Origin of the sequence: Micromonospora zingiberis, from assembly GCF_004331455.1 — a bacterium.
Lineage (GTDB): Bacteria > Actinomycetota > Actinomycetes > Mycobacteriales > Micromonosporaceae > Micromonospora > Micromonospora zingiberis.
On the sequence record NZ_SJJR01000004.1, the window covers coordinates 388,557 to 415,389 of the forward strand.

The window sequence follows — 26,833 nt, forward strand, 5'->3', positions numbered from 1 at the left end:
CCGGGACACCGGGTGGGGCCGACAGCGGCCCATGGGGAGGCACAGCATGGACCGAACGCTGATCGTGGCGAAGGTGGTCCCGACCGCCGAGGACGCGGTCGCCGAGATCTTCGCCGAGTCCGACACGACCGAGCTGCCACGCCTGGTCGGCGTCCAGCACCGGTCGCTGTACCGGCTGCACGACCTGTACGTACACCTGCTGGAGACCGACTCGTCGGGTGACGGCGCGGTCGAGGCCGCGCGGGAACATCCGGAGTTCCGGCGGATCAGCAGCCGGCTAGGCCCGTACATCACGCCGTACCTGCCGGACTGGCGCTCACCTCGGGACGCGATGGCCCGCTGCTTCTACCGCTTTGACGCCGACCCGAGGAGGGAACGATGACCGTCACCGATGGCCGCTCGCTGACCGAGGAGATCACCGACATCCTGGTGACCAACTGCGGGCTGGATCCGGATGCCGCCGCCCGCGAGCCGGCGGCCTCCCTGGAAGAGCTGGGGATGGACTCCCTCGCGTTGCTCGAACTGACGGCCGTGGTCGCCGACCGGTGGCGGGTCCGCATCCCCGAGCAGGCCGCCCAGTTGAGCATCCCCGCCGTGGCCGACCTGGTCGCCCGCCGCGCCGATCCGCCCGGTCACACCGAGAACAGCATCGTCATCGCCGCACCGCTGGAGTTGGTCTGGTCGGTCACCAACGACGTGGCCGGCTGGCCGGCGCTGTTCACCGAGTACGCCCGGGCGGAGATCCTCGGCCGTGACGGCGACACCGTCCGGTTCCGGCTCACCATGCACCCCGACGAGAACGGGGTGGCCTGGAGCTGGGTCAGCGAGCGCACCCCCGACCGGGCCACCCGGCAGGTGCGGGCCCGCCGGGTGGAGACCGGCCCGTTCGAGTACATGCGGATCCACTGGACCTACACCGAGGAACCGGACGGGATCCGGATGACCTGGGTGCAGGACTTCGCCATGAAGCCGACCGCGCCGGTGGACAACGCCGGGATGACCGAGCGGATCAACACCAACAGCCAGGTGCAACTGGCCGTGATCAAGGAGCATCTCGAACGGCTGGCCAGCGCCCAGCCGGCCGCGGTGGCGACCGGAGGCGACGATGCGTGACCTGGCCCTGGTGGCGGCGCGGGACGTGCCCGCCGATCGCCGACGCGGAGGCGAACTTCGGGTCCTGCTCGGTCCGCGTACCGTCGGCAGCACCTCCGGCTTCATGGGCGTGGCCACCATGGCGCCGGGGGAGCGGATCGCGGAACACTACCACCCGTACAGCGAGGAGTTTCTCTACGTCGCCCGGGGTGCGATCACCGTCGACCTCGACGACGAGCCGGTCGCGCTGACCGCCGGTGAGGCACTCTTCGTGGCCCGCAACGTCCGGCACCGGCTGCGCAACACCGGCGACACCGCCGCCGAGGTGGTCTTCCACCTCGGACCGCTGGCCCCCCGTCCGGAACTCGGCCACGTCGACACCGAACTGGTCGAACAGCGGGACGGGTCGTGACCGGCCGGCGTACGGTGGTGACCGGCATCGGGGTGGTCGCCCCCGGCGGCGTCACCCGGGACCGGTTCTGGAAGACCATCACCGAGGGGCGGACCGCCACCCGCCGGATCAGCTTCTTCGACCCGGCACCGTTCCGCTCCCAGATCGCCGCCGAGTGCGACTTCGACCCGGACGCCGCCGGCCTCACCCCCGCCCAGCGGCAACGCGCCGACCGGTACGTGCAGTTCGCGCTGGCCTGCGCCGCCGAGGCGATCGCCGACAGCGGCCTCGACCTCACCGACGCCGAGCGCGACCACGCCGGCGTGGTGCTCGGCACCGCGGTCGGCGGCACCATGGCCCTGGAACAGGAGTACGTGACGGTCAGCGACAGTGGCCGGCACTGGCTGGTCGACGCCGCGCTCGGCGGTCCGTACCTCTACCAGGCGCTGGTGCCGAGCAGCCTGGCCGCCGACGTGGCCTGTGCGCACGGCCTGCACGGCCCGGCCCAGGTGGTCTCCACCGGTTGCACCTCCGGCATCGACGCCATCGGCTACGCCCACCAGCTCATCGCCGACGGCGAGGCGGACATCGTGCTCGCCGGGGCCGCCGACTCGCCGATCTCCCCGGTCACCGTCGCCTCCTTCGACGCGATCAAGGCCACCAGCCCGGACAACGACGACCCGGCGCACGCCTCCCGCCCCTTCGACGCCGACCGGCACGGCTTCGTGCTGGCCGAGGGCGCGGCGGTGCTGGTGCTGGAGGAGGCCGAGCACGCGCGCCGCCGTGGCGCGCACGTCTACTGCGAGGTGGCCGGCTACGCCAGCCGCAGCAACGGCTACCACATGACCGGGCTGCGCCCCGACGGCGTGGAGATGGGCCTGGCCATCACCGACGCGCTGGGCCAGGCCCGACTCGCCCCGCAGGACGTCTCCTACATCAGCGCGCACGGCTCCGGCACCCGGCAGAACGACCGGCACGAGACGGCCGCGTTCAAGCGGGCGCTCGGACCGGCCGCGTACGGGGTGCCGATCAGCTCCATCAAGTCGATGGTCGGGCATTCGCTGGGCGCCATCGGTTCCATCGAGATGGCCGCCTGCGCGCTGGCCATCGAGTTCGGGGTGGTGCCGCCCACCGCCAACTGGACCACCCGGGATCCGGAATGCGACCTGGACTACGTGCCGAACGAGGCCCGGGAGGTCCCGGTGGACGTGGCGTTGTCGGTCGGCAGCGGCTTCGGCGGCTTCCAGTCGGCGATGCTGTTCCGCCGTCTGGCCCGGCAGGTGCCGGCGTGACCGAGCAGCGGCGCCGGGCGGTGGTGACCGGGATCGGCGTGGTCGCGCCCAGCGGCGTCGGCAAGCAGGCGCACTGGCGCACGGTGCTGGCCGGCCAGCGCCGTACCGGCCCGATCACCCTGTTCGACGCTGCCGGCTACCCGACCCGGCTCGGCGGTGAGGTGCCGGACTTCGACCCGGCCCGGTACACCGACAACCGGGTCCTGGTGCAGACCGACCGCTGGACCCACCTCGGGTTCGCGGCCACCCGGCTGGCGTTGGCGGACGCCGGCCTGCCGGAGCGCCCGGCCGACCCGTACGGCTGGGCGGTCACCCTGGCCAGTTCCACCGGGGGGAACCTGTTCGGGCAGCGGGAGTTGCAACGGCTCTGGTCGTCGCCGTCCCGCACGGTCGGGGCGTACCAGTCGATCGCCTGGTTCTACGCGGCCAGCGTCGGACAACTGTCCATCGGGCACCAGGCGAAGGGCCCGTGCGGGGTGCTGGTCACCGAGTCGGCCGGCGGCCTGGACAGCCTGGCCCACGCCGTACGCACCATCCGGCGCGGCGCGTCCGTGGTGCTCGCCGGGGCCACCGAGTGCCCGCTGAGCCCGTACGCGCTGGCCTGCCAGTTGCGTTCGGGACTGCTCAGCGCGTCGACCGACCCGCACCGGGCGTACCAGCCGTTCGACGCCTCCGCCAGCGGCTACCTACCCGCCGAGGGCGGTGCGGTCTTCGTCGTCGAGGAGTACGAGCACGCACGGGCCCGGGGCGTACGCGGCTACGGCGAGGTGACCGGCTGGGGCGCCACCCACGACGCGGCACACACCACGGCCGACAGCGCCGGTGACCCGCAGCAGTACGCCCGGGCGATGCGGTTGGCGCTGGGCCGCGCCGGGGTCGAGCCGCAGGAGGTGGACCTGGTGGTGCCGGACGCGCTCGGGGTGGCCCGCTACGACCGCGCCGAGGCCAGCGCGCTGCGCGCGGTCTTCACCGGTACGGCACCGCCGGTGAGTACCCACAAGGCGCTGACCGGACGGGCGCACCAGGGCGGTTCGGCGCTGGACGTGGCCACCGCGCTGCTCGCCTTCGCCCACGACACGCTGCCGCCCTCGGCCGGCCCGGAGCAGGTCGCCGACGGCTGCGAACTGGACTTCCTGCGCGAACGCCGACGTCCGCGTTCCCGGATCGCGATGGTCTGCGCGCGGGGCTTCGACGGTTTCAACAGCGCGCTGGTGCTGCGCGGCACGGCGCCGGCCGGAAAGGACGAATCATGACGCGAGGACGGGTCGTCTTCCTCGTCCGGGTGCCCAGCGAACGCACCGACGACTTCCTGCGGGCGTACGAGGCCGTCCGGCACCTGGTCGCCGACGGGGTGCCGGGTCACCTGGTCGACCAGGTGTGCCGCTCGGCCACCGATCCGGAACAGTGGCTGATCACCAGCGAGTGGGCCGACCTGAGCGATTTCGAGGCGTGGGAACGCAGCCCGGAGCACCGGGAGTTGGTCCGGCCGATGCGGGAGTGCTTCACCGACGCCCGCTCGCTGCGCTTCCACGTCCACGCCCAGACCCCGGTCCCCGCCTGACCACCCACGTCGGCCCGCTCGACACCTGGTCGAGCGGGCCGCGGCGGTCAGGTCCTCAGCCGATGATCCACTTCTGGCCGCTGCACGTCGTCGCGTTGGCGTAGTGGAAGCCGGTCTCCAGGGTGCTGTAGGCGGGGTTGAGGCAGACGTTCTTCACCGGGTTCTTGATGGTGCCGTCCGGTAGGAAAATCCAGTCCTGATCCGGGCCGCCATTGCAGGTCACGGCACCCATGCCGTAGACGTCCGGCAGCCTGGGTTCTGCACCGCCCACCGTCAGGCAGACCTCGTCGGTGCGCAGCGTGGTGCCGCTCTGGAACCACTTCGGGGAGGTGGCGCTGCACGTGATCAACCTAATGGGGTAGTTGACGTAGCCGATCCCGCCCGGCGGGCGCAGGCAACGGCCGTTCGACTCGTTCTTGACCGGGCCGAACGCGCCACCGCCGTTGCCGCGCTGGACCCAGTGGTGATCCTGGGCGCTGCCGCAGGTGTCCATCCGCACCTGGTTGGGGGTGCTGGACGGCGAGGCGACGCAGAGGTTCGACGCCCGGTTCCTCAGCTGGCTGCGCACCGACGCCGTGTTGATCTGCCACTGCTGGTTCGTCGAGGCGTCGCAGGTCGACTGCTTGACGCCGCTGAGCGCCGTGGTTTCCCCGTAGAGGCACCGGCCCGTCCTGGTGTTCTTGAGTTGGAACGAGCCGTCGGGTCGCCGCAGCATCGTCCAGAGTTGTTCCTGGGCGGTGCCACTGCACGTGGCCGTGGTGGCCGCGGAGCCGTTGGTGGTGCCGGTCGCCAGCAGACACAGGCCACGGGCGCCGTTCATGATCGGCATCGCCTTGTCCGCCAGCCAGTTCGGAGCGGTGGCGATGGACGAGGTGATCCAGTTCCCGAGATCGTCGAGCCGGGCCTCCACCGCCGTCCGGCGGGTCTCCGTCTCGCCGATGCATCCACCCTGCCAGGAGCGGTCGTGCAGGGCGACGACCTCGATCGTGCTGCCGTTCTCTCGCACCAGTGGTCCGCCCGCGTCACCCTTGCACAGGGTTGCCCCACTGGCGCTGCCGTCGATGGTCAACGCTGCAGTGTCGACCGACGCGACGGTGAAGGTGCCGCTGTGCAGCCGGTTCGGGAACCATTCGGTGGTGGTGCGGCCGTAGCCGAGGGCCTGGAGTTGCTCGCCCGCCACTGCGGCGGCGCCGATCCGGGCGAGCTCGCCCACCGTCACCGGCTGCGCCAGCCGGACCAGTGTCACGTTGCGGGTGGGGTGTGGCAGCACGCTCAGCGCGGTGCGTACCTGCCCGGCGCTGCTGCTGAGGTCGATCCGTCCGACGGTCACCGTGGTGGACGGTGGCGCGTAACCCGCGGTGGGCGGTTGCCCCGGCGCGGTCAGGCAGTCGGCGGCGGTGAGCACCCAGTGCGGGTTCACGATTACCCCGGTGCAGGACCGGTCCGCGGCCACGTCGATCTTCGCGATGAAGGAATGGGACGTACCGGTGACGGGTTGGCCGCCACCGATCGCCTGCGCTGGCAGGTCGCCGAGCATGCTCAGGGCAAGGGTGGCACCGAACACCACCGCAAGCCCACGGACTGACCGCATCTTGTCTCCGATCTGACGCCGACCAGCCCAGCACATCGCTGATGGTCGGACTTCCTAGTCCGGCGATGATTTTTTTGCCACGCCGCGGCCCAGATCCGCACTGCCGGCAGCGGGCCGGATAACCGGTGGCGGATTCACTCTATGGGCTGTTTCCTCGACACGATGTCCCGCAGGCGCAAAAGCCTCAAAAAGGACCGGACGGTGTCGCTTGTGCTGCCGGACCGGGTTCAGTAGCATGAGTCGGCATCGATGTTGGGATCGGTTCTTTGCAACGGGGGTTCTGAATGTTCTCAACAGTTTCTGGAGCGTGCTCGCCGCCGCCCACCTGCGGATTCCCTGGCGCTGACCTGCCTACCTAGGCTTGTGGGCCGCCTCATCGTCACCGCAGTAGCCACGCTCGCGCGCCGCTGGCGCGCTGGGCTGGGATTCGCCGGCTGCCGTCAATAGCGGCCGGACCTGTGGCTCTTCTTCCGTAAGCGTCGACGCCGGTGTGGTGTGCGTCGGTGGCTTTCAATTGTGCGGGGGATACGTGACCTATTGCTGTGCTCAAGAACTGGCGGTGCCGGTGCGGGGTAACCGCCCGCCGAAGCGCCGATTGGTCGCGGTGCTGGCAACCCTGGCCATTTCCGTTCCGGCGTTATTCGCGCCGGTTCCGGCGGCGGCCCGCGAAACAGCGGAGAGCGCAGGACGGCGGTGACGTTGCTGCAGTCGGGTAAGCCGAATGTGGCCAGAGCGGCTGAGGCGGCCCTGCTCGGTACCGCCGCCGACGTGCACCAGTTCGTGACGACCGGCCGCTTCGAGGCGAAGCACCATGACGACCGCGAGCGCGTCGGCAACTGATGAGCGGTGGCGGGGCCCGGACCGTGGCCCGGATGGAGCGCAGAGGTACCTGGAGGACGACACCGTGTTCGGCCGAGTAGCCCGGTACGTGGGTGGCGCCGTCATGGCGTGGATCGTCTTCACCGTGCAGGGTGCCCTCGCCTACCTTGCCCTGCTGGCGTACGCCCTGATCACCGACACGCCGTCCGGTGGACCGCTGGCGGGTCCGTTCATGGTGCTGATCGCTGCGGTGCTCGGGGCCGCCCTGATTCCGCTCCTCTATGCGCCGACCCTGCTGGTGGTCGAGTTGGCCAGCCGAAAAGTGGGCCCGGTCGCCCGGCTGCTGCTGGCCGGATCGGTCCTGACAGTCACGATCGGGATCCTCGTCGCGGTGGTCGCGATCGCCGCGCAGGCGTCCGTGCCGGCGGCGCTGATGGCCTGGCTGATCGGTGCGGTCTCCGTGATTCTGCCGGCCAGCGCCGCCGGGGCGATCGTGTACGGCGGATCGGCGCTGGCCAACGTGCTGGCCCGGCTCCGAGTGGGCGGACAGCCCACCTCCAGCTGAGAAAAGCCCTCTTGACGGAAACCGTCCGGCTGGAGAAGGGCGCCTGGCGGGGGTGTCGGGGTGGGCGCGGACCCGAGCCAGGGCCTGGCCACCCTGCTGGAGATCCGCCTCGCGCCGTAGCCGGCCGCCTGCCACGGGGTGGCCGCCCGAACGTACCGCTGAGGGCGGGTGCGGGCTGCCCCTTGCCGGGCCAGCGCCGAAACTCGGCAGGTAGGGACAGCGCGTCGGTATCGTCGTACGTTTGCTGCGACAGCAAGCACGTTGAGGCCACCGTCTCGGAGCCGATAGGGGACGCCGTGGGACCGATGCCGAGCCCGCCGCCGGTCTGCCTGGCCGACTTCGCCGACCTCGCCCGGACGGTGCTGCCGCCGCAGGTCTGGGACTACATCGACGGCGGCAGCGGCACCGAGACCACGCTGTCCGCAAACCGCACCGCGCTCGATCGGGTCGGTGTGCTGCCCCGGGTGCTGACCGGGGTGGCCACGGCCAGCCTGCGCACCCGGCTACTCGGGCGCCAGTACGCGATGCCGGTCGGCGTGGCGCCGATGGCGTACCAGCGGGTGGCGCACCCGGACGGTGAGGTGGCGCTGGCCGGGGCGGCCCGGGACGCCGAGGTGCCCTACCTGGCCAGCATCCTGGGCAGTACGCCCATCGAGCAGGTCATCGCCACCGGAGCCGAGGTGTGGTTCCAGTTGTACTGGCTGCGTGACCGAGGGCTGGTGGCCGATCTGCTGGCCCGGGTCCGCGAGGCGGGTTGCCGGGCCCTGGTGGTCACCGTGGACGTGCCGGTGCTCGGCCGGCGGCTGCGGGATCTCCGCAACGCCTTCCGGCTGCCACCGGAGATCATCGCGGCGAACCTGCCCGGCGGCCGCGACGACCTGGCCCACGGCGGCACGCCCGGGGTGACCCCGGTGGCGGTGCACGGTGGCGTCGCGTTCGCGCCGGCGCTGTCCTGGGCGGACCTGCGGTGGCTGGGTGAGCAGTGTGACCTGCCCCTGGTGGTCAAGGGCATCCTCGACCCGGCCGATGCGGTGCGGGCGGTCGACGCCGGAGCCCGGGCCGTGGTGGTCTCCAACCACGGCGGGCGGCAACTCGACGGTGTCCCGGCCAGCGCCACCATGCTGCCCGAGGTGGTCGCCGCCGTCGGCGACCGGTGCGAGGTGCTGCTCGACAGCGGTGTGCGCAGCGGCGTCGACGTGCTGCGTGCGCTGGCCCTCGGAGCACAGGCCGTGCTGGTCGGCCGACCGATGCTCTGGGCCCTGGCCGTCGGTGGGCGGGCCGGGGCGCGGACCGGGTTGGCGTTGCTCGCCGACGAACTGCGTGACGCGCTGGCGCTGGCCGGTTGCGCCGACCCGACGGCGGCCCGGGAACTGCGAACCGTGTCGATGGGCTGAGTGGCGCCCGGGGTGGGAGCCCGGGGTGCCGAGTGGACCGTGGTCGAGCTGTGGGAGCGTGCCAACGACCTCGACCGTTCGGCTGAGCTGCGGAACCTGTACGGACCGAACCGCCGCTTGGACCCCTCGACAAATCCACTCAAGGGTTGTGGGACGGCCCTGCTACCGCAATATTGCTCTGATCAACTCCCCTGATGCCGTCCAGCCGGCCAGCGGCAGCCCCGAGGTGATTGGAGATCGAGTGTCCACTCAGAACTCCGGCTGGCCGGCGTTGCCGGCGCCTGGCCGCCCGTCAGGTGCTCAGAGGACCCTCTGGTGACCGTGGTGCGCCATCGCCGTAACCAGCGGACGGGACTCGGGATCGGCACCGCGGCCGTCGACCTTTCCGGCCCGCCGTTGGTGCCGGCGAGCGAGAGCCGGGGCGGCACCATCCGCAACCGGCTGGTCGGCATCATCGCCCTGCCGGTGGTGGCCGTCCTGCTGCTGCTCGGCTACGTCACCGTCATCGAGGTCTCGGAGTATCGGGCGGTCAAGACAGCCAGCGAGTCGGTGTCGCTCGCGCTCGCCGTTCAGGACCTGACCGAGGAACTCCAGACCGAGCGGGGGATCACCGCCGGTCTGCTCGGCGGTAACGCCGGGTTCCGTAACGAGATCGAGCCGGCCCGGGAGCGGGTGGACCAGCGGCGTCAGGCGGTCGAAGCGGCGATCTCCGGCGGTGGTCCGCTGGCCGACCGGGTCACCGCGGCCCTGCGGGAACTCGACGGGCTCGCCGTGGTGCGCTCCGCCACCGACGGTGGCAGTGCCGCTCGCGCCGCGACCTTCGACTTCTTCACCGAGCGAATCGCCGCACTCAACAGCGTCGACTTCGGCCTTGACGCGGCGGACGACCCGGAGCTGCACCGCCAGGTGTCCACCTTGGACGCGCTGAGCCGGATCAAGGAAAGTACCGCCCAGCAGCGGGCGTTCCTCAACGGGGTGTACTCCGCCGGCGGGTTCGCCCAGGGCGAGTTCCTCCAGTTCGCCGAGATGCGCGCGACCCGGCAGGCGGCGCTGGCCGACTTCGCCGAGTACGCCACGGCCGACCAGAAGGCGGCCAACGACTGGGTGCTGGACACCGGCGCCGCCCGGGTGGCCGGCTACTTCGAGCAGGTCGCGCTCAATTCGGCCGACGGCCGGCGGTTGCAGGTCAACCCGCAGTCCTGGTGGTCGGCGCTGACCACCGTGCTGGACGGGATGCGCCAGTTGCAGCAGCATGTCGGCGCGGAGATCGAGGCGCTGGCCGCAGAGCGACAGCGCGAGTCCACCGGGCGACTCGTCGCGGTCGGCGTGCTGGTCACGCTCTTCCTGTCCGGGGCGGTGGCGCTGCTGGTGCTGGCCTCCCGGTCGATCACCCGCCCGTTGGCGTTGTTGGCCGCCGAGGCCCACGAACTCGCGACCAACCGGCTGCCCGCCGCAGTACGCCGGTTGCAGGACGGCGACGACCGGAGTACGCCGGAGGCGCCCACCCCGGTCCAGGTGCCGTCGAGGTCCAGCGTCGAGATCCGCTCGGTGGCCGGCGCCCTCGACCAGGTGCAGGAGGTGGCCTTCCGGCTCGCCACCGAACAGGCCATGTTGCGCCGCAGCACCACCGACTCGCTGGCCAACCTCGGCCGGCGCAACCAGAACCTGCTCCGTCGCCAGTTGGGCTTCATCACCAGCCTCGAACGGGAGGAGACCGACCCCGCCGGGCTCGCCAACCTCTTCGAGCTGGACCACCTGGCCACCCGCATGCGCCGTAACGCGGAGAGCCTGCTGGTGCTGGTGGGCGCCAGCGGGCCACGGCAGTGGGCGAACCCCCTCGCGATCGCCGACGTGATCCGGGCGGCCATCTCCGAGGTCGAGGAGTACCGCCGGGTCCAGCTGCGCCGCATCGACGACGCCTGGGTGGTCGGCGCCAGCGTCAGCGCGGTGGCCCACATGCTCGCGGAACTGGTCGAGAACGGCCTGACCTTCTCACCGCCGGACTCCGATGTGGAGATCCAGGGTCGCCGCCATGGCGACGGCTACCTCATCGCCATCACCGACCAGGGCCTCGGCATGTCGCCGGAGGACCTGGCCCAGGCCAACGCCCGGCTGCGCGGCGAGATCGACTTCGTCTCCGCGCCCACCCGCTACCTCGGGCATCACGTGGTGGGGCAACTCGCCCAGGATCTCGGCATCGACGTCCAACTGGCACCGTCCCCGGTCACCGGGGTCACCGCCCGGGTGGTCCTGCCGCACAGCCTGCTCAGCCGGCCGAACGCCATCGCCCCACAGGACGACCCGGCGGGTGGTGAGCCGGTTGCCGTATCCAGCTCCGTCGGGAGCCGGACGGAGCCGGGCACACTGGCCCCGGCCAGCCCGCCGCGGCAGATCGGCACCCGGGCGGCGGCAGCGAAGGAGACCACCGCCCACCCGCTTGCGGCCGGCGTCGACATGCCGGCCGGTCCACTGGCGGCCATCCCGGGCCCGTCGACGGTCGGCCGGCCGGCCACCATCCCCGGCGAACTGGCCACCGCCGTCCCGGTGGAGGAGCGGACCACCAACGGCTTGCGTAAGCGGCTGCCCCGTGACCGGCGGACCGTCGTGTCCGCGCCGGCGTCCGCGCGGGCCGTGCCCGACGAGCGCCCGGCCGCTCTGGACGATTCGCCGACGAACATCCGGGACCGGCTGACCGCCCTGCGGGCCGGCACGTTACGCGGCCAGATCGAGAGGTCGGCGCCCGTGACCGGGCCCGGCGACGACACCGCGACCGAGCCCTGGGGGACCCGAAATGGTTGACGTGCAAACCGATCCGCACCAGTTGAACTGGCTGCTGGCGAACTTCGTCCGACAGACCGACGGCGTACGGGACAGCGTGGCGGTCTCCTCCGACGGCCTGCTCATCGCGGTGTCGGCCGGTCTGGACCGGGGTGCCGGGGACCAGTTGGCCGCGATCGTGTCCAGCATGGCCAGCCTGGCCCGCACCGCCTCCCGCAAGTACGACTTCGACGGGCTGAAGCTCATCATGATCGAGATGAGGCGGGGCTTCCTGTTGGTCTCGGCGATCAGTGACGGTAGTTGCCTGGGGGTGCTCGCCGACGGGGACTGCGACCTGGGCCTGGTCGGGTACGAGATCTCGCTGCTCGCCGACCGGTTCGGTGCCATCCTGACCCCGGCACTGATCTCCGAGTCGCGACGGGTGCTGCCCCGGTGAGTGAGGGTGGACCGCGGCTGCCCGACCCGCGGATGATCCCCTACTGGACCCCCGCGCCGACGCCGGTCGACTCCGGTCGGGAGGTGCGGCCCGGGCCCGAGGCGGAGCCGGCGGACGAGTCGGCGGTCCGGCCCTTCCTGCTCACCGGCGGCCGCACCCGTCCGGTGCAGGACGGGCTCCGGGTGGAGACGCTGCTCTCCGCCCAGCCCGCGGCGCTCTCCGCGCCGTTGCGGTTCGAGGCCCGGCGGATCGTCGAGTTGTGTCAACGGCCCACCACCGTGGCCGACCTGGCGGTGGCGCTGCGCGTGCCGCTCGGTGTCACCCGGGTACTCGTCGCCGACCTGCTGATCGACGGCTACCTGCACCGTGCGGAGCAGGGCGAACTTTCCGTCGCGATGATCGAGAGGATCAGGGACCGTGTCCGCGCTCTCTAGCCAGCCGCCCACGCCCACCGCGGTCAAGATCGTGGTAAGTGGCGGCTTCGGAGTCGGCAAGACCACCTTCGTCGGGGCCGTCTCGGAGATCGAACCGCTGGTCACCGAGGCCGACATGACCGAGGTCTCGGTGGGTGTGGACGACGTCTCGGGAATCGCCGGCAAGACCACCACCACGGTGGCGCTGGACTTCGGTCGGATCAGTCTCGACGAGTCGCTGCTGATGTACCTGTTCGGCACTCCGGGGCAGGACCGCTTCGCCTTCCTCTGGGACGACCTGGTGGACGGCGCGCTGGGGGCGGTGGTCCTGATCGACACCCGGCGGATCGAGGACTGCTTCCCCGCCATCGACTACTTCGAGGACCATCGCATCCCGTTCCTGCTGGCGGTCAACAAGTTCGAGGCGACCCGCCGGTTCGACCTGGCCGAGGTCCGCGAGGCGCTCGGCGTCGCGGACGAGGTGGTGTTGGTGGAGTGCGACGCGCGCGAACGGGAGTCGGTCAAGCAGGTGTTGGTCGCGCTCACCGAGGTGGTGCTGGCGCAACGACTGACCCGGGCCGTCGTGTCCCGGTGACCGACAGCCGGACCAGCAACCTCCGCGGTGACGCGGAGCCGGGGCGCAACGACGATGAGGAGACAGCAACGATGCGCAGATCAGGCTGGATCAGAGCGGCGGCCCTCGCCGGTTGCGCCATGCTGGTGCTGGCCGGCTGCGCGGCCGACATCACGCCCCGGGTCGCGGCACCAGGCCCGCCGGAGCGGACGGAATGCGGCACCCTGACGCTGGCCAACCTGCCGTGGGTCGGCTACGAGGCCAACCTCGCCGTGGTCGGCTACCTGGCCGAGAACCGGCTCGACTGCACCGTGGTGGTGAAGGACCTGACCGCCGAGGAGGCCTGGGCGCAGGTCGCGGCCGGCGAGGTCGACGCCATCCTGGAGAACTGGGGTCGCGAGGCGCTGAAGAAGCGCTACATCGACGAGGAACGGACCGCCGTGGAGCACGGCATGACCGGCAACAAGGGGGTCGTCGGCTGGTACGTCACGCCGTGGCTGGTGGAGCAGTATCCGGGGATCACCAACTGGAAGAACCTCAACGACTACGCGTACCTGTTCCGTACCCCCACCTCGGACGGCAAGGGTGCGTTGCTCGGCGGCGACCCGTCCTACGAGACCAACGACCGGGCGTTGATCCGCAACCTGAAGTTGAACTTCACCGTCAGCCTCACCGGGAGCGAGGAGAAACTGATCGAGGCGTTCCGGGAGGCGGAACGCAACCGGCAGGCCGCGATCGGCTACTTCTACGCACCACAGTGGTTCCTGGCCGAGGTCAATCTGGTGCACGTCAAGCTGCCCCCGTACACCCCTGGTTGTGACTCCGACCCGGAGAAGGTGGCCTGCGACTACCAGCCGTACGACCTCGACAAGATCGCCAACCGGACGTTCGCCGAATCGGGCAACCCGGCCGCCGAGATGATCAAGAACTTCCAGTGGACCAACGCCGACCAGAACGAGGTGGCCCGCTACCTCACCGTCGACAAGCTGTCCCGCGACGAGGCCGCCAAGAAGTGGCTCGACGCGAACCCGGACGTCTGGCAGGACTGGCTACCCGTCGCCTGAACCCACCACCCTCCGGCACGCTCACCCGTCGGGTGTGGCACGCGTGCCGGAGTGCTGCTCGGCGGCGCCGTTCGATGCTGCGAGCGCCTGGTGTGCGGCGGCGAGCCGCTTCGGCGCACGGGTGTACCACGCCTCGGTGATCAGCTCGGTCAGTTCGGCCACGTCGATCCGGTCCAGCCGGACCAGGACGGCGGGGTAGCCGTCGAAGTGCGGCGTGGTGAGGAAGACGGCCGGGTCGTCGGCGAGCAGCGCCTCCTTCACGCCAAGGTCGGCCACCCGGACGCCGAGGATCGGCCCCTGCGGTGCGGCCGGTGCCAGCGCGCTCAGCTCCTTGGCGCGCAGCGGTCGTTCCCAGACGAATGGCTTGTCCTTGACCCGCCAGGCGGCGACCCCGTCGTACCAGGGTCGCTCGCTGGTCTCGGGCAGGCTGAGCGCGATCCGGCGTACGTCGTCCCAACTGGCCACGCTCCGACCATACGCGCCGACTCCGACAACGAGCCGGCGACGGCCACGCCCGAGGCAACTCGGCGCGTTCACCCGTACGCAATGTGTTACCGCCGCCGCGTCGGTGTCCTCCGTGGATGGTCATAATGGATCGCATGATTGCCTGGGAGTACGCCCTGCTGGTCCGCCGGTACCAGGGACAGGGCCGGAATTTTCACGTCACCTTCGTCTGGTACGGGCCGGACGGGTCCCGAAAGGATGTCACGGCGTACGGCGACACCGCGGTCGCGCACCTCAACCGGGTGGGCCGGGAAGGTTGGGAGCTGGTCACGGCGGCCGAGGACGTGAACAACGTGCAGGGCAGCACCGAGGTGCACCGCTACCATCTCAAGCGCCCGCTCAACTGAGGCCGCCACCCTCCGGGATCGCGTTGACGGTGCTTCCCCGGCCCGACACTCTTGGTAGACGGTTGTCGATGTATGGGCATCGACGCAGACGTGGTGCCGGGGGTAACGATGGTCAAGCGGAGGATGGCGGCGTCGCTGCTGACGCTCGCGGCGGTGGGTGCGGCACTGGTCACCGGTGCGGCACCCGCCCAGGCTGATCCGCCGGGCGGGACGCTGCGCGGCGTCTACTACGACTACCAGTTCTGTCAGTCGTACGGGCGTTCCGGCGTGGCGGAGCAGCGCTGGGACTGGTGGTACTGCGAGCAGAGCGCCAGTCCGATGAGCGCCCAGTGGTTCCTCTGGACCTTCGACTACAGCTGAGCAGCCTTGCGATCCCGCCGGCCCGGCGCCCGGCCCGGCGGGATCGCGCTCCGGTCAGCCCAGGTCGACGTTCGGGTAGAGCGGGAAACCGGTGAGCAGCTCGCTGGCCTGACGGCTGATCTTGTCGGCCAGCGCCGGGTCGAGCTGGTACTTCGCCTTGGAGGCGGTGCCGTCCGGGTTCGCGCCGGCGGTGGTCTGGCTGAGCACGGTGTGGATCAGCTCCGCCGTGCCGTCCATCTCCGCCGTGCCCAGCCCACGGGTGGTCAACGCGGGCGTGCCGATCCGGATGCCGGAGGTGTACCAGGCCCCGTTCGGGTCCTGCGGCACGGCGTTGCGGTTGGTGACGATGCCCGAGTCCAGCAGCGCCTGCTCGGCCTGCCGGCCGGTCAGCCCGTAGCCGGTGACGTCGATCAGCACCAGGTGGTTGTCGGTGCCACCGGTGACCAGCTTCGCGCCCCGGCGCAGCAGGCCGTCCGCGAGCGCCTGGGCGTTGTCGACGATGCGCTGGGCGTAGTCGGCGAAGTCGGGGCGCCGGGCCTCGGCCAGGGCGACCGCCTTGGCGGCCATCACGTGCGGCAGCGGACCACCGAGCACCATCGGGCAACCCCGGTCCACCTGGTCGGCCAGTTCCGGGCCGCAGAGCACCAGCCCACCGCGCGGGCCGCGCAGCGACTTGTGGGTGGTGGTGGTGACGATGTGCGCGTGCGGCACCGGGTCGAAGTCGCCGGTGAAGACCTTGCCGGCCACCAGGCCGGCGAAGTGGGCCATGTCCACCATGAAGGTGGCGCCGACCGAGTCGGCGATCTCCCGCATGATCCGGAAGTTCACCTTCCGGGGGTACGCCGAGTATCCGGCGACCAGCACCAGCGGCCGGAACTCGCGGGCCGCCTCGGCCACCTTGTCGTAGTCGACCAGGCCGGTCGCCGGGTCGGTGCCGTAGCTGCGCTGGTCGAACATCTTGCCGGAGATGTTCGGCCGGAAGCCGTGGGTGAGGTGCCCACCGGCGTCCAACGACATGCCGAGCATCCGCTGGTCGCCCAGCTCCCGACGCAGCGCGAACCAGTCGGCCTCGGTCAGGTCGTTGACGTGCCGGGCCTGCGCCCGCTTCAGCGCGGGTGCCTCCACCCGGTCGGCCAGGATCGCCCAGAACGCCACCAGGTTGGCGTCGATGCCCGAGTGCGGCTGGGCGTATGCGTGGGCCGCGCCGAACAGTTCCCGGGCGTGCTCGGCGGCGAGCGCCTCGACGGTGTCGACGTTCTGGCACCCGGCGTAGAACCGGCGGCCGACGGTGCCCTCGGCGTACTTGTCGCTGAACCAGTTGCCCATCGCCAGCAGGGTGGCCGGCGAGGCGTAGTTCTCGCTGGCGATCAGCTTGAGCGACTCGCGCTGGTCGGCCAGCTCCGCGCCGATCGCGTCGGCGACCCGCGGCTCGACGGCGCGGATGACTTCGAGTGCGCTGCGGAAGGCGGTGGACTCGGCGTTGGGCGACATGCGACCTCCTGAAGATGTGCGGAAGGCCCAGGCGCTCGGCGTGCGTCCTCGTGACGGGGCCGCTTCCCGATGGTGCTCCATCCCCACGCGCCAGTCACGGCCCTCGCAGATCCTACCGGGTGCGACGCCCACCACCGGCGGGGTCCGGCGGGTCTGCGCCGGACCCCGCCGATGCGGTCACTTCACCACGTTGTACGCGTTGACCATGCCGGCGCCGTAGAAGCCGTTACGCGCGCCACCCTGGCAGGTGGCCGTGTAGTCGGCCGTGCTCGGCAGCAGCGGCACCGGGTCGTACACGCCCGCCGGGCAGGGCTGCGACACGGCGGTACGCTCCAGGAACGCCGAGAGCTGCCCGGCGGTCATGCCGGGGTGGGCGGACAGGGCCAGCGCGGCGACGCCGGTGGCGTGCGGACCGGACATCGAGGTGCCCTGCTTCCAACCCCAACCGTTGGTCCGGGTCACCGTGTTGAAGGTGGTCGACAGGATCGCGTCGACGGTCGTCGAGGTCCGACCCTGGGTGCGGATCCGGCTGTCCCCGCCGGGCGCGGTCACGTCGACGACACCCTGACCGTACGAGGAGTAGTAGCTCTTCTGTCCGGTCGGCCCGACCGCGGCGACGGTCACCACGCCCGGCGCCTGGGCGGGCAGCACGAGACAGGCACCGTTGATCTCGCGTACCTCGGGCGTGCCGTTGTTCGGGCTGCCCGAGTCGGTGAACTTGTGCGCCAGGTCGTAGTTGGAGTTGCCGGCCGAGGCCACGGTCAGCACGCCCTTGCCCTGCGAGTAGCGGATGGCCCGCTGCACGGCCTGCCACACCGGGCGCTGCCGCGCGTCGTTACGGCAGTTCAGCTCCCACGGGTCGATGTAGTAGCTGTTGTTGGTCAGCCGCATCCCGTGCTCGGCCGCCCACATGAAGCCACAGACCGCGGCCTCCGGGTAGATGTAGCCCTCGTTGTCGACGACCTTCACCGCGGCCACCCGGACCCCCGGGGCCACCCCGGCGACGCCGACGCCGTTGAGGGCGGCGGCGATGGTGCCGGCCACGTGGGTGCCGTGGTCGGAGGTGGTGGGGTTCCACGCCGCCTCGGTGGTGTCGGCGACCCCACCGATGCAGGAGGCGCTCTGGTCCCGGGCGATCTGGGTCGTCAGATCGGGGTGGCTGCTGGAGATCCCGCTGTCCAGGACGCCCACCACCACGTCGGCGCTGCCGGTGGTGACCGCGTGGGCCCGCGGCACGTCGATCATCGGCATGTCCCACTGCTGGCCGAACAGCGGCTCGCCCGTCGGGTCGCCGACCGCTTCGGCCAACTCGGCCTCGGTCAGCTCGACGGTGTCGCCCTCGTTCAGGACGCTGCCCAGGCCGGCGGTCGACGCCACGGACTCGACTCCCGCGCCGGCCACGTCGACGACGAAGTCCGGGTTGGCCGAGCGGACGACGAGTACGCCGATCTGACGGTAGTCGGCAAGCACCCGGCCGTCGGCGGCGGCGACCCGGGCCACCGCCCGGTCGACCGTGCCGCCCTGCGGCGCGAGCACCAGGAACGTGGACTCGGGACCAGTGGCCGAGGCGGTGGCCGGGGTGGTGGCGACGCCGGCGACGCCGGCGCCGAGTGCCACGGCGGCCGCCGTGGCGAATGCCTTGCGATGGAGCTTCTTCACGCAGACTCCCCAGGGGTGTAACCCGCTGGGCGGCGCCCCTCGTGGCAGGCGGCTCAGCGGTGGCGGGCAGGTTGCCCGCCCTCACGACCAGCAGCGCCCCGCCGATTTGTGGCGTTACACACCCGGACGCGACCAGGCGGCGGGTGTCAGAGCCGACCAGCGGGGGTGTGCTGGCCACGGTCAGGGGTACGCGAACGGTTCCGAGGTGCCTACCTGGAGGTGGAGCATGGCCACGATGGTGAAGGAACCGGCCAGCCCGGTGAAGGACAAGAACTACGACCTGATCCACGCGCTACAGATGTCGCTGGAACACATCTGGCGGCTGGAGACGTACATCGCCGACGCCGACGCGCGGGGCGACTCGGAACTCGCCACCTGGTTCCGCAAGGTTCAGGAGAACAACCGCAAGGCGGGTGAACAGGGCAAACAGCTACTGATGGCGCGTCTTCAGCGGGAAAACGGCTGAGCTGGGCCGCCACGGTGGACCGGGTGGGAAAACCGACCCGGTCCACCGCTGGGCCGCACTCGGGCCCGCGGCGCGGAGATCCGCTCGCCCCGCGCGGGCGGTAATCCGCCCGGACCGGTCGTCGCGTCGTACCCTCGGTGACGTGGCGACCACGGCCGAGGAGATCCAGGTGGGGCAGCGGCTGGTCCGCGTGTCCAGCCCGGACAAGCCGTACTTCCCGCAGCGCGGGCTGACCAAGCTGGACGTGGTGCGCTACTTCCTGGCCGTGGGCGACGGCATCCTGCGGGCGCTGCGGGACCGGCCGACCATGCTGGAGCGGTGGCCCCGGGGGGTCTTCGCGGGGGCCACCATCGCCACCCGCCAGGACAGTCGGGGCGACGCCTTCTACCAGAAGCGGGTGCCGGCGGGCGCGCCCGACTGGGTGGGCACCGCGCACATCACCTTTCCCAGCGGCCGGACGGCCGACGAGGTCGCACCGGGGGAGTTGGCGGTGGTGATCTGGGCGGTCAACCTGGGCACCCTGCGGTTCCACCCGTGGCCGGTGAGCCGCGCCGACGTCGAACGGCCCGACCAGCTGCGCATCGACCTGGATCCGCTGCCCGGCGTCGGGTTCGACCAGGTGGTACCGGTGGCGCACGAGGTGCGTGGCTTCCTCGACGAGCTGGGCCTGACCGGCTACCCCAAGACCACCGGCGGTCGTGGCCTGCACGTCTACGTCTCGATCGAGCCACGGTGGAGCTTCGGCGACTGCCGGCGCGCGGTGCTGGCGTTGGGCCGCGAGCTGCAACGGCGCCGACCGGACCTGGTCACCACCACCTGGTGGCGCGAGCAGCGGGACCGGCCGGTCTTCGTCGACTACAACCAGATGGCCCGCGATCACACGATGACCTCGGCGTACTCGATCCGGCCGAGCCCGGAGGCGTTGGTCTCCGCGCCGCTGGACTGGGCCGAGCTGGACGACGCCCGGCCGGAGGACTTCGACGTGGTGAGCATGCCGGGCCGGTTCGCCGAGCGGGGCGATCCGCACGCGGGGCTGGACGGCCCCCGCTTCTCGCTGGAGCCGCTGCTGGAGTTGGCCGACCGGGAGGGCCTGGCGGCCCCACCCGAGCGCTGAGCCGCGCTACGACCAGGGGCTGTTGGCCCCGTCGTACTCCTCGAAGACCAGCCAGCTGCGGGTGGACAGCACCCCGGCGATGCGCTGTACCCGGTCCAACACCACGTCCCGCAGCGTGGCGTTGTCCGGCGCACGGACCAGGGCCAGTACGTCGTGCTCGCCGCTGAGCAGCGCCACGTGCTCGACGTAGCGCACCCGGACCAGCTCCGCCGACACCTCCCGCCAGGTGTCCTGCCGGATGGTCAACGCGATGTACGCCGACGTGCCCAACCCCGCCGGCTCCGGGGCGACCCGCGCGGCGAACCCGGTGATCACCCCGTCCCGGACCAGCCGCTCCACCCGGGCGTACGCGTTGGTCCGCGACACGTGCACCCGCTCGGCGAGCGTACGGATGGAGATCCGCCCGTCCCGGGTCAACTCGTCGAGCAGCCGCCGGTCCACCTCGTCCAGCGCCGGTGCCGATCGTCCCGCGCCGCCCGTCGGGACCGGCCCGTTGACGGTCTCCTGGCCCATCCCGGCCTCCCTCCAGTGCCATTCATCCCGCGTTCATCGGGCATCTTGAGTCAATCATCCGACCACAGGAGCATAGGGCCACCACACGTCCAGGAGGTTCCGCCGTGACGACCACCCCCCAGGCGGCGCGCAGGGCATCCCCGCGAAAGCGCCGACCGGCCACCCCGGCGGCGCCGGACCCGGCCGCCGGTCTGATGCCCCAGGCCGAACCGGTCCGGTTGCTCAACTCGGACGGCACGCCGCTGCCGCCCCGCGCCGACTATCCCGAGCCACCCGTCGAGGCACTGCGCGAGATGTACCGGCGGATGATCGTCGGCCGACGCTTCGACGCGCAGGCCACCGCCCTGACCAAGCAGGGCCGGTTGGCCGTCTATCCGTCCTCCCGAGGTCAGGAGGCGTGCCAGGTCGGCGGCGTCCTCGCGCTGCGCGACGACGACTGGGTCTTCCCCACCTATCGTGAGTCGATGGCGCTGACCGCCCGTGGCATCGACCCGGTCGAGGTGCTCACCCTGCTGCGCGGGGACTGGCACTGCGGGTACGACTCCGCCGCGCGGCGTACCGCCCCGCAGTGCACCCCGCTCGCCACCCAGTGCGTGCACGCCGCCGGACTGGCCTACGGCGAGTCGTACCAGGGCCGCGACACCGTCGCGCTGGTCTACATCGGCGACGGCGCCACCAGCGAGGGCGACTTCCACGAGGGCGTCAACTTCGCCGCCGTGTTCAAGGCACCGGTCGTCTACTTCGTGCAGAACAACCGGTACGCGATCAGCGTCCCGCTGTCCCGGCAGACCGCCGCCCCGTCGCTGGCGTACAAGGGCGTCGGCTACGGCGTACCCAGCGAGCAGGTCGACGGCAACGATCCGGTCGCGGTGCTGGCCGTGCTCAACCGGGCCGTCGCGCACGCCCGCGCCGGCAAGGGGCCGTACCTGGTGGAGGCGCACACCTACCGGATGGAGCCGCACACCAACGCCGACGACCAGACCCGCTACCGCGACGCCGACGAGGTCGAGGCGTGGCGCGACCGGGACCCGATCGCCCGGCTGGAGACCTACCTGCGCGCCCGGGACGTGCTCGACGACGCGGCCGTCGCCGAGATCGCCGAGCAGGCCGAGGCGTACGCCGCGCGGCTGCGCGAACGGATGAACGCCCAGCCCACGGTCGACCCGCTGAGCCTCTTCGAGCACGTCTACGCACAGCCCACCGCGCAACTGGTCGAGCAGCGGGAACAGGTCCGCGCCGAACTGGCCGCGGCGCAGGAGGAGGACGCCTGATGGCCACCATGACCATGGCGAAGGCCCTCAACGCCGCGCTCGCCGACGCGATGCTCGACGACGAGCGGGTCGTCGTCTTCGGCGAGGACGTCGGGCAACTGGGTGGCGTCTTCCGGATCACCGACGGCCTACAGGCCCGCTTCGGCGACAAGCGCTGCTTCGACACCCCGCTGGCCGAGGCCGGCATCGTCGGCTTCGCCGTCGGGCTGGCCATGTCCGGGCTGCGCCCGGTGGTCGAGATGCAGTTCGACGCGTTCGCGTACCCGGCCTTCGAGCAGATCGCCTCGCACGTGGCGAAGCTGCGCAACCGCACCCGGGGCGCGCTCAGCGTGCCGATGGTGATCCGGGTCCCGTACGCCGGGGGCATCGGTGGCGTCGAGCACCACTGCGACTCCTCCGAGGCGTACTACGCGCACACCCCGGGGCTGAAGGTGGTCACCCCGGCGACGGTCGCCGACGCGTACTCGCTGCTGCGCGAGGCGATCGACGACCCCGACCCGGTGGTCTTCATGGAGCCGAAGAAGCTCTACTTCGCCAGCGGTGACGCGGACCTGTCGACCCGTACCGAGTCGTTCGGCCGGGCGGTCGTCCGCCGGCCCGGACGCGACGCCACCCTGGTCGCGTACGGCCCGGCGGTGCCGGTCGCGCTGGAGGCCGCCGAGGCCGCCCGGGAGGAGGGCTGGGACCTGGAGGTGGTCGACGTACGCACCATCGTGCCGTTCGACGACGCCACCGTCACCGCCTCGGTGCGCCGTACCGGCCGCTGTGTGGTGATCCAGGAGGCGCAGGGCTTCGCCGGGGTGGGCGCGGAGATCGCCGCCCGGGTGCAGGAACGCTGCTTCCACGCCCTGCACGCCCCGGTGCTGCGGGTCTCCGGCCTGGACATCCCGTACCCGGCGCCGATGCTGGAGCACACCCACCTGCCCTCGGTCGACCGGGTGCTCGACGCCGTGGCCCGACTCCAGTGGGACGACCAGCCGGACGCACGCTGGCTGACCGACGGGGTGTCGGCATGAGCGAGCAGGTTTTCCTTCTGCCCGACCTCGGCGAGGGCCTGACCGAGGCGGAGATCGTGCAGTGGCGGGTCGCGGTGGGCGACGTCGTCACCATCGACCAGACCGTGGTCGAGGTCGAGACCGCCAAGGCCGTGGTGGACGTGCCCTGTCCGTACGCCGGCCGGGTCGTCGCGCTGCACGGCGCGGAGGGTGAGGTACGCCCGGTCGGCCAGCCGCTGATCACCGTGGCCGCCCCCGGCGGCGCCGAACCGGCCGGGCACGCCGTCTACCGGGAGGAGGAACGGGCCGGCTCCGGCAACGTCCTCATCGGCTACGGCACCGGGCACGGCCGGTCCAGCCGACGCCGCCGCCTCCGGCCCGGCGCGCACACCTCCGCCCCGGCAGCGGTGTCGGTCCCGGCAGCGGTGCCGGCCCCAACAGCGGTGCCGGCCCCAACAGCGGTGCCGGCCCCGGCGGCGGTCGTGCCGGCGGCGGTGGCCTCGGCCGCTACGGCGCCGACGCGACCGGTCGCGGCCCTGGTCATCTCGCCGATCGTGCGACGGTTGGCCCGCGAGCGTGGGGTGGACCTGGCCACGGTACGCGGCACCGGTCCCGGCGGCGTGGTCCGGCGGGCCGATGTGGAGGCCGCCGCCGACGCCGCGACCTCGGCCACCGAAGGCACCGTAGGTGTCGGGCAGGTCGACCAGCTGGCGGCGCACGTCGGACTGGCGTCGACCGGCGCGGGGGACACGGTCATCCCGCTGACCGGCATCCGCAGGGCGATCGCCGACAAGCTCTCCCGCAGTCGTCGGGAGATTCCCGAGGTGACCATCTGGGTGGACGCCGACGCCACCGCCCTGCTGGGGACCCGGGCCGCGATCAACGCCGCCCATCCCGACCAGCCGGTGAGCATCCTCGCCCTGCTCGCCCGCATCTGCCTGTCCGGACTGCGGCGCTACCCGCAGCTCAACGCCCGGGTCGACACCGAGGGGCAGCGCATCGTCCAGTCCGCCGGGGTGCACCTGGGCATCGCCGCCCAGACCGACCGTGGTCTGGTGGTACCGGTGTTGCGCGACGCCGACCGTCTGACCACTGTGGAGCTGGCTGCCGAACTGGCGGCCACCACGAAGGCGGCCCGCGCCGGCGAGCTGCCACCGGCCCGGCTCACCGGCGGCACCTTCACGCTGAACAACTACGGCGTGTTCGGTGTCGACGGCTCCACCCCGATCATCAACCACCCGGAGGCGGCGTTGCTCGGCGTGGGTCGCATCGTCGACAAGCCGTGGGTGGTCGACGGTCAGCTCGCGGTGCGTAAGGTGACCCAGCTCAGCCTCACCTTCGACCACCGGGTCTGCGACGGCGGGGTGGCCGGGGGCTTCCTGCGGCATGTCGCCGACTGTGTCGAACGGCCGGAGGTGCTCATCGCCGCCGTCTGAGGCGATTTCCGTCCACCGCGCCCGGCATCCCCCGTCAGGGGGACGCCGGGCGCGTTCGGCTTCCGGGGCGCCGACAGCGGGCGGGCGGTCCGACCGGGCACATTCGCCGCAGCCGGCCGGCTACCGCCCGTTGCGCGCCACCGGGGAGCCGGCGCCCGTCGTGGGGTGGAATTCGTGAAAGCGTCCGGGCGGGGCTGTTCACCGCGCTTTCCGAAATTGCGAAACCGTCGGTGTCTGGCAGGGAGAATGTGGCGGAGGAGGAAGTAATAAACGGGGGGACGCATCATGATGTTGAGGCGGCGACTGACGCTGTTCGCGGTGACCGTCGCAGCGGCACCGTTGGCGTTGGGGGCATGTACCGGTGACCGCAAGGCCGGCCAGAACGCCGGGGCGCGGACCAACCCGGAGTTGGTCGTGACTCCGGCCGAAGGTACCCGTGACGTGCCGATCAGCGGCGAGATCGGCACCAACGTGAAACACGGTCGGGTCACCGCCGTCCGGATCACCGACGACAAGGGCGGTACGGTCGAGGCGGAGCCGCGCGAGGACGGCAGCGGCTGGGTCCCGAGCAAGCCGTTGGCGCCGAAGCGGACCTACACGGCAGAGGTGACCGTGACCGGCGACTCGGGCGGCACGATCACTCGCAAGACCACATTCACGACCCAGCCGAAATCGTCGAAACCGGCCATCACCAGCGTGCTGTATTTCGCCGGGAATCGGACGTACGGCACCGCGATGCCGGTAACCGTCGCGTTCGACCCGCCAATTCCGAAAGAGGCGCGGGCGGATGTGCAGCGCCGATTGTTCGTAAAGACGGATCCGCCGCAGCCGGGCGCCTGGTCGTGGGTGTCCGACGGAAGTCAGGCCTATTACCGGGCGCCCGACTTCTGGCGGCCGGGAACGACGATCAACGTCCGTTCGGCGCTGGAGGGCCTGCCCATCGGCAAGGAGTACGTCGGTGACGCGGACAAGCGGGCCACCTCGAAGATCGGTCGACAGGTGCAGTTGGAGATCGACAGTGCCAGCAAGCAGATGTCGGTGTTCCAGGATGGGAAACTGCTGCGCAAGCTGCCGGTCAGTCTCGGTAAGCCGAGCACCCCGACCTCCAGCGGCAAGATGGTGATTATGGAGAAGCACGAGTTCACCACGTTCGATACGCGGGGCTCGGCCGACCCGTACGTCGTCGACGTCGAGGATGCCCAGCGACTCACCTGGCGAGGGGAGTTCATCCACGGTGCACCGTGGTCGGAGGGGGACCAGGGATACACCAACGTGTCGCACGGCTGCACCAACCTCTCCGCGGCCAACGCCGACTGGCTGATGGGCATCACCCAGGTCGGCGATCTCGTGACGGTGAAGGGCACCGAGGTCGAACTCGACGAGGGCAACGGCTGGACCGCCTGGAACGTGAGCTGGGAGCAGTTCACCAAGGGCAGCGCCCTGCCGGTTCCGGCCGGGTTGCAGCCCACGCCGACCCAGGCGCCCGATCCCGGGGCGGTGGCCGGGGGCTCGCCGGAGCCGGCCCCGTCCGCCAGTGGCGGCTGACCACACCGTACGCACCGGGCCGGCCCATCCCGGGCCGGCCCGGGATGTCCGTTATGCGGTCCGGGGAGGGTGAGCCGGACGGCGTACGACGCCGGGGGATCCTCCCTAGGGCTGACTCGGGAGGGCCGGTGGGTCATGCCCTGGGTCTACCCGGAACCATCTCTCGGCAGGGTGGAAGTGTCGGTCCCGACCGATAGGTTCGTCTCATGCGAGAGCGCGAGGAGCGGTTCCACGTCGAGACCACGGTGTCGGACGACGCGGTGTGCATCCACGCGGCCGGTGTGATCGACATCGCCACCGTGGCGGCGTTGCGGGCCGCGCTCTGGGCGGCACCGGCGCGTCCGGAGCTGCGAGTCGATCTCTCCGAGGTGCGGCTGCTCTCCGCAGCGGGAGTGCGCGCCCTGGTCGCGGCGCGACTGCGGGTGCGGGCCCAGGGCGGCGAACTGGTGCTGGTGGACCCGCCGCCGATGGTGGACCGGGTGCTGCGCGCCACCGGCCTGCGCCGGGTCATCCCGATCATCGAGGCGGCTCCCGAACGGATGCTCGCGGGGGTGTGACGACGGGTCCGTGGTGACCCGTCGCGGACGCGTCCGGCGCCGGGCACGGGGGCCGGCGCCGGACGCGCTGGTCAGCGGACGCCGAGCAGGTCGACCACGAAGACCAGGGTCTCGTTGGGCTTGATGACCCCGCCGGCGCCACGGCTGCCGTAGCCGAGGTGCGGCGGGATGGTCAGCTTGCGCCGGCCGCCGACCCGCATCCCCACCACACCCTGGTCCCACCCGGAGATGACCCGCCCACCGCCGAGCGGGAACTCGAACGCCTCGCCTCGGTTCCAGGACGCGTCGAACTCGGCACCGGTGGAGTGGGAAACCCCGACGTAGTGGACCCGGGCCACCTGGCCGGGCTCGGCCTCCGGCCCCGCTCCGACGGTGATGTCCTCGATCACGAGGTCGGCCGGCGGGGCTCCCTCGATCGGACCGATCTCGGGCTTGCTCGCTGCCTGGTTCATGCGATTTCTCCTGTGACGTCGGCTTCGGTCGCCCCAATTCTGCCGGACCCCCCCCCACCCCCCCTCCCCCCCCCCCTCCCCCCCCCCCCCCCCCCCCCCCCCCCCCCCCCTCACCCCCCCCCCACCCCCCCCCCACCCTTCCCTCACTGCCCC

Annotated in this window: 29 protein-coding genes and 1 riboswitch; of the genes, 23 read left to right on the forward strand and 6 right to left on the reverse strand. The window is 71.5% G+C overall.

What is annotated here, in order from left to right; all coding sequences use genetic code 11:
- The first annotated feature begins 46 nt into the window (after positions 1–46).
- Genes E0H26_RS09355 through E0H26_RS09380 form a run of 6 tightly spaced genes read left to right on the forward strand, consistent with a single transcriptional unit; the run spans position 47 to position 4,336 of the window.
- The gene (locus tag E0H26_RS09355; protein ID WP_131303145.1) at positions 47–382 is read left to right on the forward strand and encodes a TcmI family type II polyketide cyclase; all 336 of its coding nucleotides are present in this window, start codon (positions 47–49) and stop codon (positions 380–382) included.
- Positions 379–1,113, forward strand: a complete 735-nt coding sequence (locus E0H26_RS09360; RefSeq protein ID WP_131303146.1) for an SRPBCC family protein — start codon at positions 379–381, stop codon at positions 1,111–1,113. Before E0H26_RS09355 ends, E0H26_RS09360 begins: the two co-directional genes overlap by 4 nt.
- Positions 1,106–1,504, forward strand: coding sequence for a cupin domain-containing protein (locus E0H26_RS09365; protein WP_131303147.1), 399 nt, complete (start codon positions 1,106–1,108; stop codon positions 1,502–1,504). The genes E0H26_RS09360 and E0H26_RS09365 overlap by 8 nt, the downstream gene beginning before the upstream one ends.
- Positions 1,501–2,775 carry a beta-ketoacyl-[acyl-carrier-protein] synthase family protein gene (locus E0H26_RS09370; RefSeq protein WP_131303148.1) on the forward strand — a complete coding sequence of 425 codons (1,275 nt, stop codon included), beginning with the start codon at positions 1,501–1,503 and terminating at the stop codon, positions 2,773–2,775. Before E0H26_RS09365 ends, E0H26_RS09370 begins: the two co-directional genes overlap by 4 nt.
- On the forward strand, positions 2,772–4,028 hold the full coding sequence (locus E0H26_RS09375) for a beta-ketoacyl synthase N-terminal-like domain-containing protein (protein ID WP_131303149.1): 1,257 nt from the start codon (positions 2,772–2,774) through the stop codon (positions 4,026–4,028). Before E0H26_RS09370 ends, E0H26_RS09375 begins: the two co-directional genes overlap by 4 nt.
- Positions 4,025–4,336, forward strand: a complete 312-nt coding sequence (locus E0H26_RS09380) for an antibiotic biosynthesis monooxygenase family protein (protein WP_131303150.1) — start codon at positions 4,025–4,027, stop codon at positions 4,334–4,336. Before E0H26_RS09375 ends, E0H26_RS09380 begins: the two co-directional genes overlap by 4 nt.
- 55 nt (positions 4,337–4,391) lie before the next feature.
- Here E0H26_RS09380 and E0H26_RS09385 read toward each other — a convergent pair whose 3' ends face one another.
- The gene (locus tag E0H26_RS09385) at positions 4,392–5,927 is read right to left on the reverse strand and encodes a ricin-type beta-trefoil lectin domain protein (RefSeq protein ID WP_165521794.1); all 1,536 of its coding nucleotides are present in this window, start codon (positions 5,925–5,927) and stop codon (positions 4,392–4,394) included.
- 693 nt (positions 5,928–6,620) lie between these two features.
- Here E0H26_RS09385 and E0H26_RS29215 point away from each other — a divergent pair.
- From E0H26_RS29215 to E0H26_RS09425, 8 genes are all read left to right on the forward strand, one after another.
- The gene (locus E0H26_RS29215) at positions 6,621–6,767 is read left to right on the forward strand and encodes an ALF repeat-containing protein (RefSeq protein ID WP_165521795.1); all 147 of its coding nucleotides are present in this window, start codon (positions 6,621–6,623) and stop codon (positions 6,765–6,767) included.
- Between the two features lie 64 nt (positions 6,768–6,831).
- Positions 6,832–7,311: a hypothetical protein gene (locus E0H26_RS09395; protein WP_131303153.1), complete on the forward strand. Its 480-nt coding sequence runs from the start codon at positions 6,832–6,834 to the stop codon at positions 7,309–7,311.
- A 305-nt stretch (positions 7,312–7,616) separates the two neighbouring features.
- Positions 7,617–8,705 carry an alpha-hydroxy acid oxidase gene (locus E0H26_RS09400; protein WP_131303208.1) on the forward strand — a complete coding sequence of 363 codons (1,089 nt, stop codon included), beginning with the start codon at positions 7,617–7,619 and terminating at the stop codon, positions 8,703–8,705.
- Positions 8,706–9,101: 396 nt separating this feature from the next.
- Positions 9,102–11,504: a sensor histidine kinase gene (locus E0H26_RS09405; RefSeq protein ID WP_420812811.1), complete on the forward strand. Its 2,403-nt coding sequence runs from the start codon at positions 9,102–9,104 to the stop codon at positions 11,502–11,504.
- Positions 11,497–11,919: a roadblock/LC7 domain-containing protein gene (locus E0H26_RS09410; RefSeq protein WP_131303155.1), complete on the forward strand. Its 423-nt coding sequence runs from the start codon at positions 11,497–11,499 to the stop codon at positions 11,917–11,919. Before E0H26_RS09405 ends, E0H26_RS09410 begins: the two co-directional genes overlap by 8 nt.
- Complete coding sequence (locus E0H26_RS09415) at positions 11,916–12,353, forward strand: DUF742 domain-containing protein (protein ID WP_131303156.1); 438 nt, start codon at positions 11,916–11,918, stop codon at positions 12,351–12,353. Before E0H26_RS09410 ends, E0H26_RS09415 begins: the two co-directional genes overlap by 4 nt.
- On the forward strand, positions 12,337–12,927 hold the full coding sequence (locus tag E0H26_RS09420; RefSeq protein ID WP_131303157.1) for a GTP-binding protein: 591 nt from the start codon (positions 12,337–12,339) through the stop codon (positions 12,925–12,927). The genes E0H26_RS09415 and E0H26_RS09420 overlap by 17 nt, the downstream gene beginning before the upstream one ends.
- A 71-nt stretch (positions 12,928–12,998) precedes the next feature.
- Complete coding sequence (locus tag E0H26_RS09425) at positions 12,999–13,970, forward strand: ABC transporter substrate-binding protein (RefSeq protein ID WP_131303158.1); 972 nt, start codon at positions 12,999–13,001, stop codon at positions 13,968–13,970.
- Positions 13,971–13,991: 21 nt separating this feature from the next.
- On the opposite strand, the gene E0H26_RS09430 is transcribed toward E0H26_RS09425, so the two are convergent.
- Positions 13,992–14,435: an MmcQ/YjbR family DNA-binding protein gene (locus E0H26_RS09430; protein WP_131303159.1), complete on the reverse strand. Its 444-nt coding sequence runs from the start codon at positions 14,433–14,435 to the stop codon at positions 13,992–13,994.
- Positions 14,436–14,560: 125 nt separating this feature from the next.
- Here E0H26_RS09430 and E0H26_RS09435 point away from each other — a divergent pair, with 125 nt between their 5' ends.
- Positions 14,561–14,821 carry a hypothetical protein gene (locus tag E0H26_RS09435; protein WP_131303160.1) on the forward strand — a complete coding sequence of 87 codons (261 nt, stop codon included), beginning with the start codon at positions 14,561–14,563 and terminating at the stop codon, positions 14,819–14,821.
- A gap of 72 nt (positions 14,822–14,893) precedes the next feature.
- Positions 14,894–15,181 (forward strand): hypothetical protein, encoded by a 288-nt coding sequence (locus E0H26_RS09440; protein WP_131303161.1) that lies wholly within the window; start codon positions 14,894–14,896, stop codon positions 15,179–15,181.
- A gap of 54 nt (positions 15,182–15,235) precedes the next feature.
- Here E0H26_RS09440 and E0H26_RS09445 read toward each other — a convergent pair whose 3' ends face one another.
- Both E0H26_RS09445 and E0H26_RS09450 read right to left on the reverse strand, forming a co-directional pair.
- Positions 15,236–16,672: a glycine hydroxymethyltransferase gene (locus E0H26_RS09445; RefSeq protein ID WP_131303162.1), complete on the reverse strand. Its 1,437-nt coding sequence runs from the start codon at positions 16,670–16,672 to the stop codon at positions 15,236–15,238.
- A gap of 18 nt (positions 16,673–16,690) precedes the next feature.
- Positions 16,691–16,780: riboswitch (ZMP/ZTP riboswitch) on the reverse strand.
- Positions 16,781–16,849: 69 nt separating this feature from the next.
- On the reverse strand, positions 16,850–18,331 hold the full coding sequence (locus E0H26_RS09450; protein WP_131303163.1) for a S8 family peptidase: 1,482 nt from the start codon (positions 18,329–18,331) through the stop codon (positions 16,850–16,852).
- Between the two features lie 226 nt (positions 18,332–18,557).
- On the opposite strand from E0H26_RS09450, the gene E0H26_RS09455 reads away from it, so the two are divergent.
- Together E0H26_RS09455 and E0H26_RS09460 are read left to right on the forward strand one after the other, a co-directional pair.
- Complete coding sequence (locus tag E0H26_RS09455) at positions 18,558–18,797, forward strand: hypothetical protein (protein ID WP_206024973.1); 240 nt, start codon at positions 18,558–18,560, stop codon at positions 18,795–18,797.
- 142 nt (positions 18,798–18,939) lie between these two features.
- Positions 18,940–19,911 (forward strand): DNA polymerase domain-containing protein, encoded by a 972-nt coding sequence (locus tag E0H26_RS09460; RefSeq protein ID WP_131303164.1) that lies wholly within the window; start codon positions 18,940–18,942, stop codon positions 19,909–19,911.
- A 6-nt stretch (positions 19,912–19,917) separates the two neighbouring features.
- On the opposite strand, the gene E0H26_RS09465 is transcribed toward E0H26_RS09460, so the two are convergent.
- The gene (locus E0H26_RS09465; protein ID WP_131303165.1) at positions 19,918–20,424 is read right to left on the reverse strand and encodes an Lrp/AsnC family transcriptional regulator; all 507 of its coding nucleotides are present in this window, start codon (positions 20,422–20,424) and stop codon (positions 19,918–19,920) included.
- A 104-nt stretch (positions 20,425–20,528) separates the two neighbouring features.
- Between E0H26_RS09465 and pdhA the strand changes: the two genes are divergently transcribed.
- The 5 genes from pdhA to E0H26_RS09490 all read left to right on the forward strand — a co-directional run bounded on the left by pdhA (position 20,529) and on the right by E0H26_RS09490 (position 26,228).
- Positions 20,529–21,695, forward strand: coding sequence for a pyruvate dehydrogenase (acetyl-transferring) E1 component subunit alpha (gene pdhA / locus E0H26_RS09470; RefSeq protein WP_131303166.1), 1,167 nt, complete (start codon positions 20,529–20,531; stop codon positions 21,693–21,695).
- Complete coding sequence (locus E0H26_RS09475; RefSeq protein WP_131303167.1) at positions 21,695–22,711, forward strand: alpha-ketoacid dehydrogenase subunit beta; 1,017 nt, start codon at positions 21,695–21,697, stop codon at positions 22,709–22,711. Before pdhA ends, E0H26_RS09475 begins: the two co-directional genes overlap by 1 nt.
- The gene (locus tag E0H26_RS09480) at positions 22,708–24,126 is read left to right on the forward strand and encodes a dihydrolipoamide acetyltransferase family protein (protein WP_131303168.1); all 1,419 of its coding nucleotides are present in this window, start codon (positions 22,708–22,710) and stop codon (positions 24,124–24,126) included. Before E0H26_RS09475 ends, E0H26_RS09480 begins: the two co-directional genes overlap by 4 nt.
- A 285-nt stretch (positions 24,127–24,411) precedes the next feature.
- Positions 24,412–25,671 carry a L,D-transpeptidase gene (locus E0H26_RS09485; RefSeq protein ID WP_131303169.1) on the forward strand — a complete coding sequence of 420 codons (1,260 nt, stop codon included), beginning with the start codon at positions 24,412–24,414 and terminating at the stop codon, positions 25,669–25,671.
- 206 nt (positions 25,672–25,877) lie between these two features.
- Positions 25,878–26,228 (forward strand): STAS domain-containing protein, encoded by a 351-nt coding sequence (locus tag E0H26_RS09490; protein WP_131303170.1) that lies wholly within the window; start codon positions 25,878–25,880, stop codon positions 26,226–26,228.
- Between the two features lie 71 nt (positions 26,229–26,299).
- On the opposite strand, the gene E0H26_RS09495 is transcribed toward E0H26_RS09490, so the two are convergent.
- Positions 26,300–26,680 (reverse strand): FKBP-type peptidyl-prolyl cis-trans isomerase, encoded by a 381-nt coding sequence (locus tag E0H26_RS09495; RefSeq protein WP_131303171.1) that lies wholly within the window; start codon positions 26,678–26,680, stop codon positions 26,300–26,302.
- Positions 26,681–26,833: the final 153 nt, after the last annotated feature.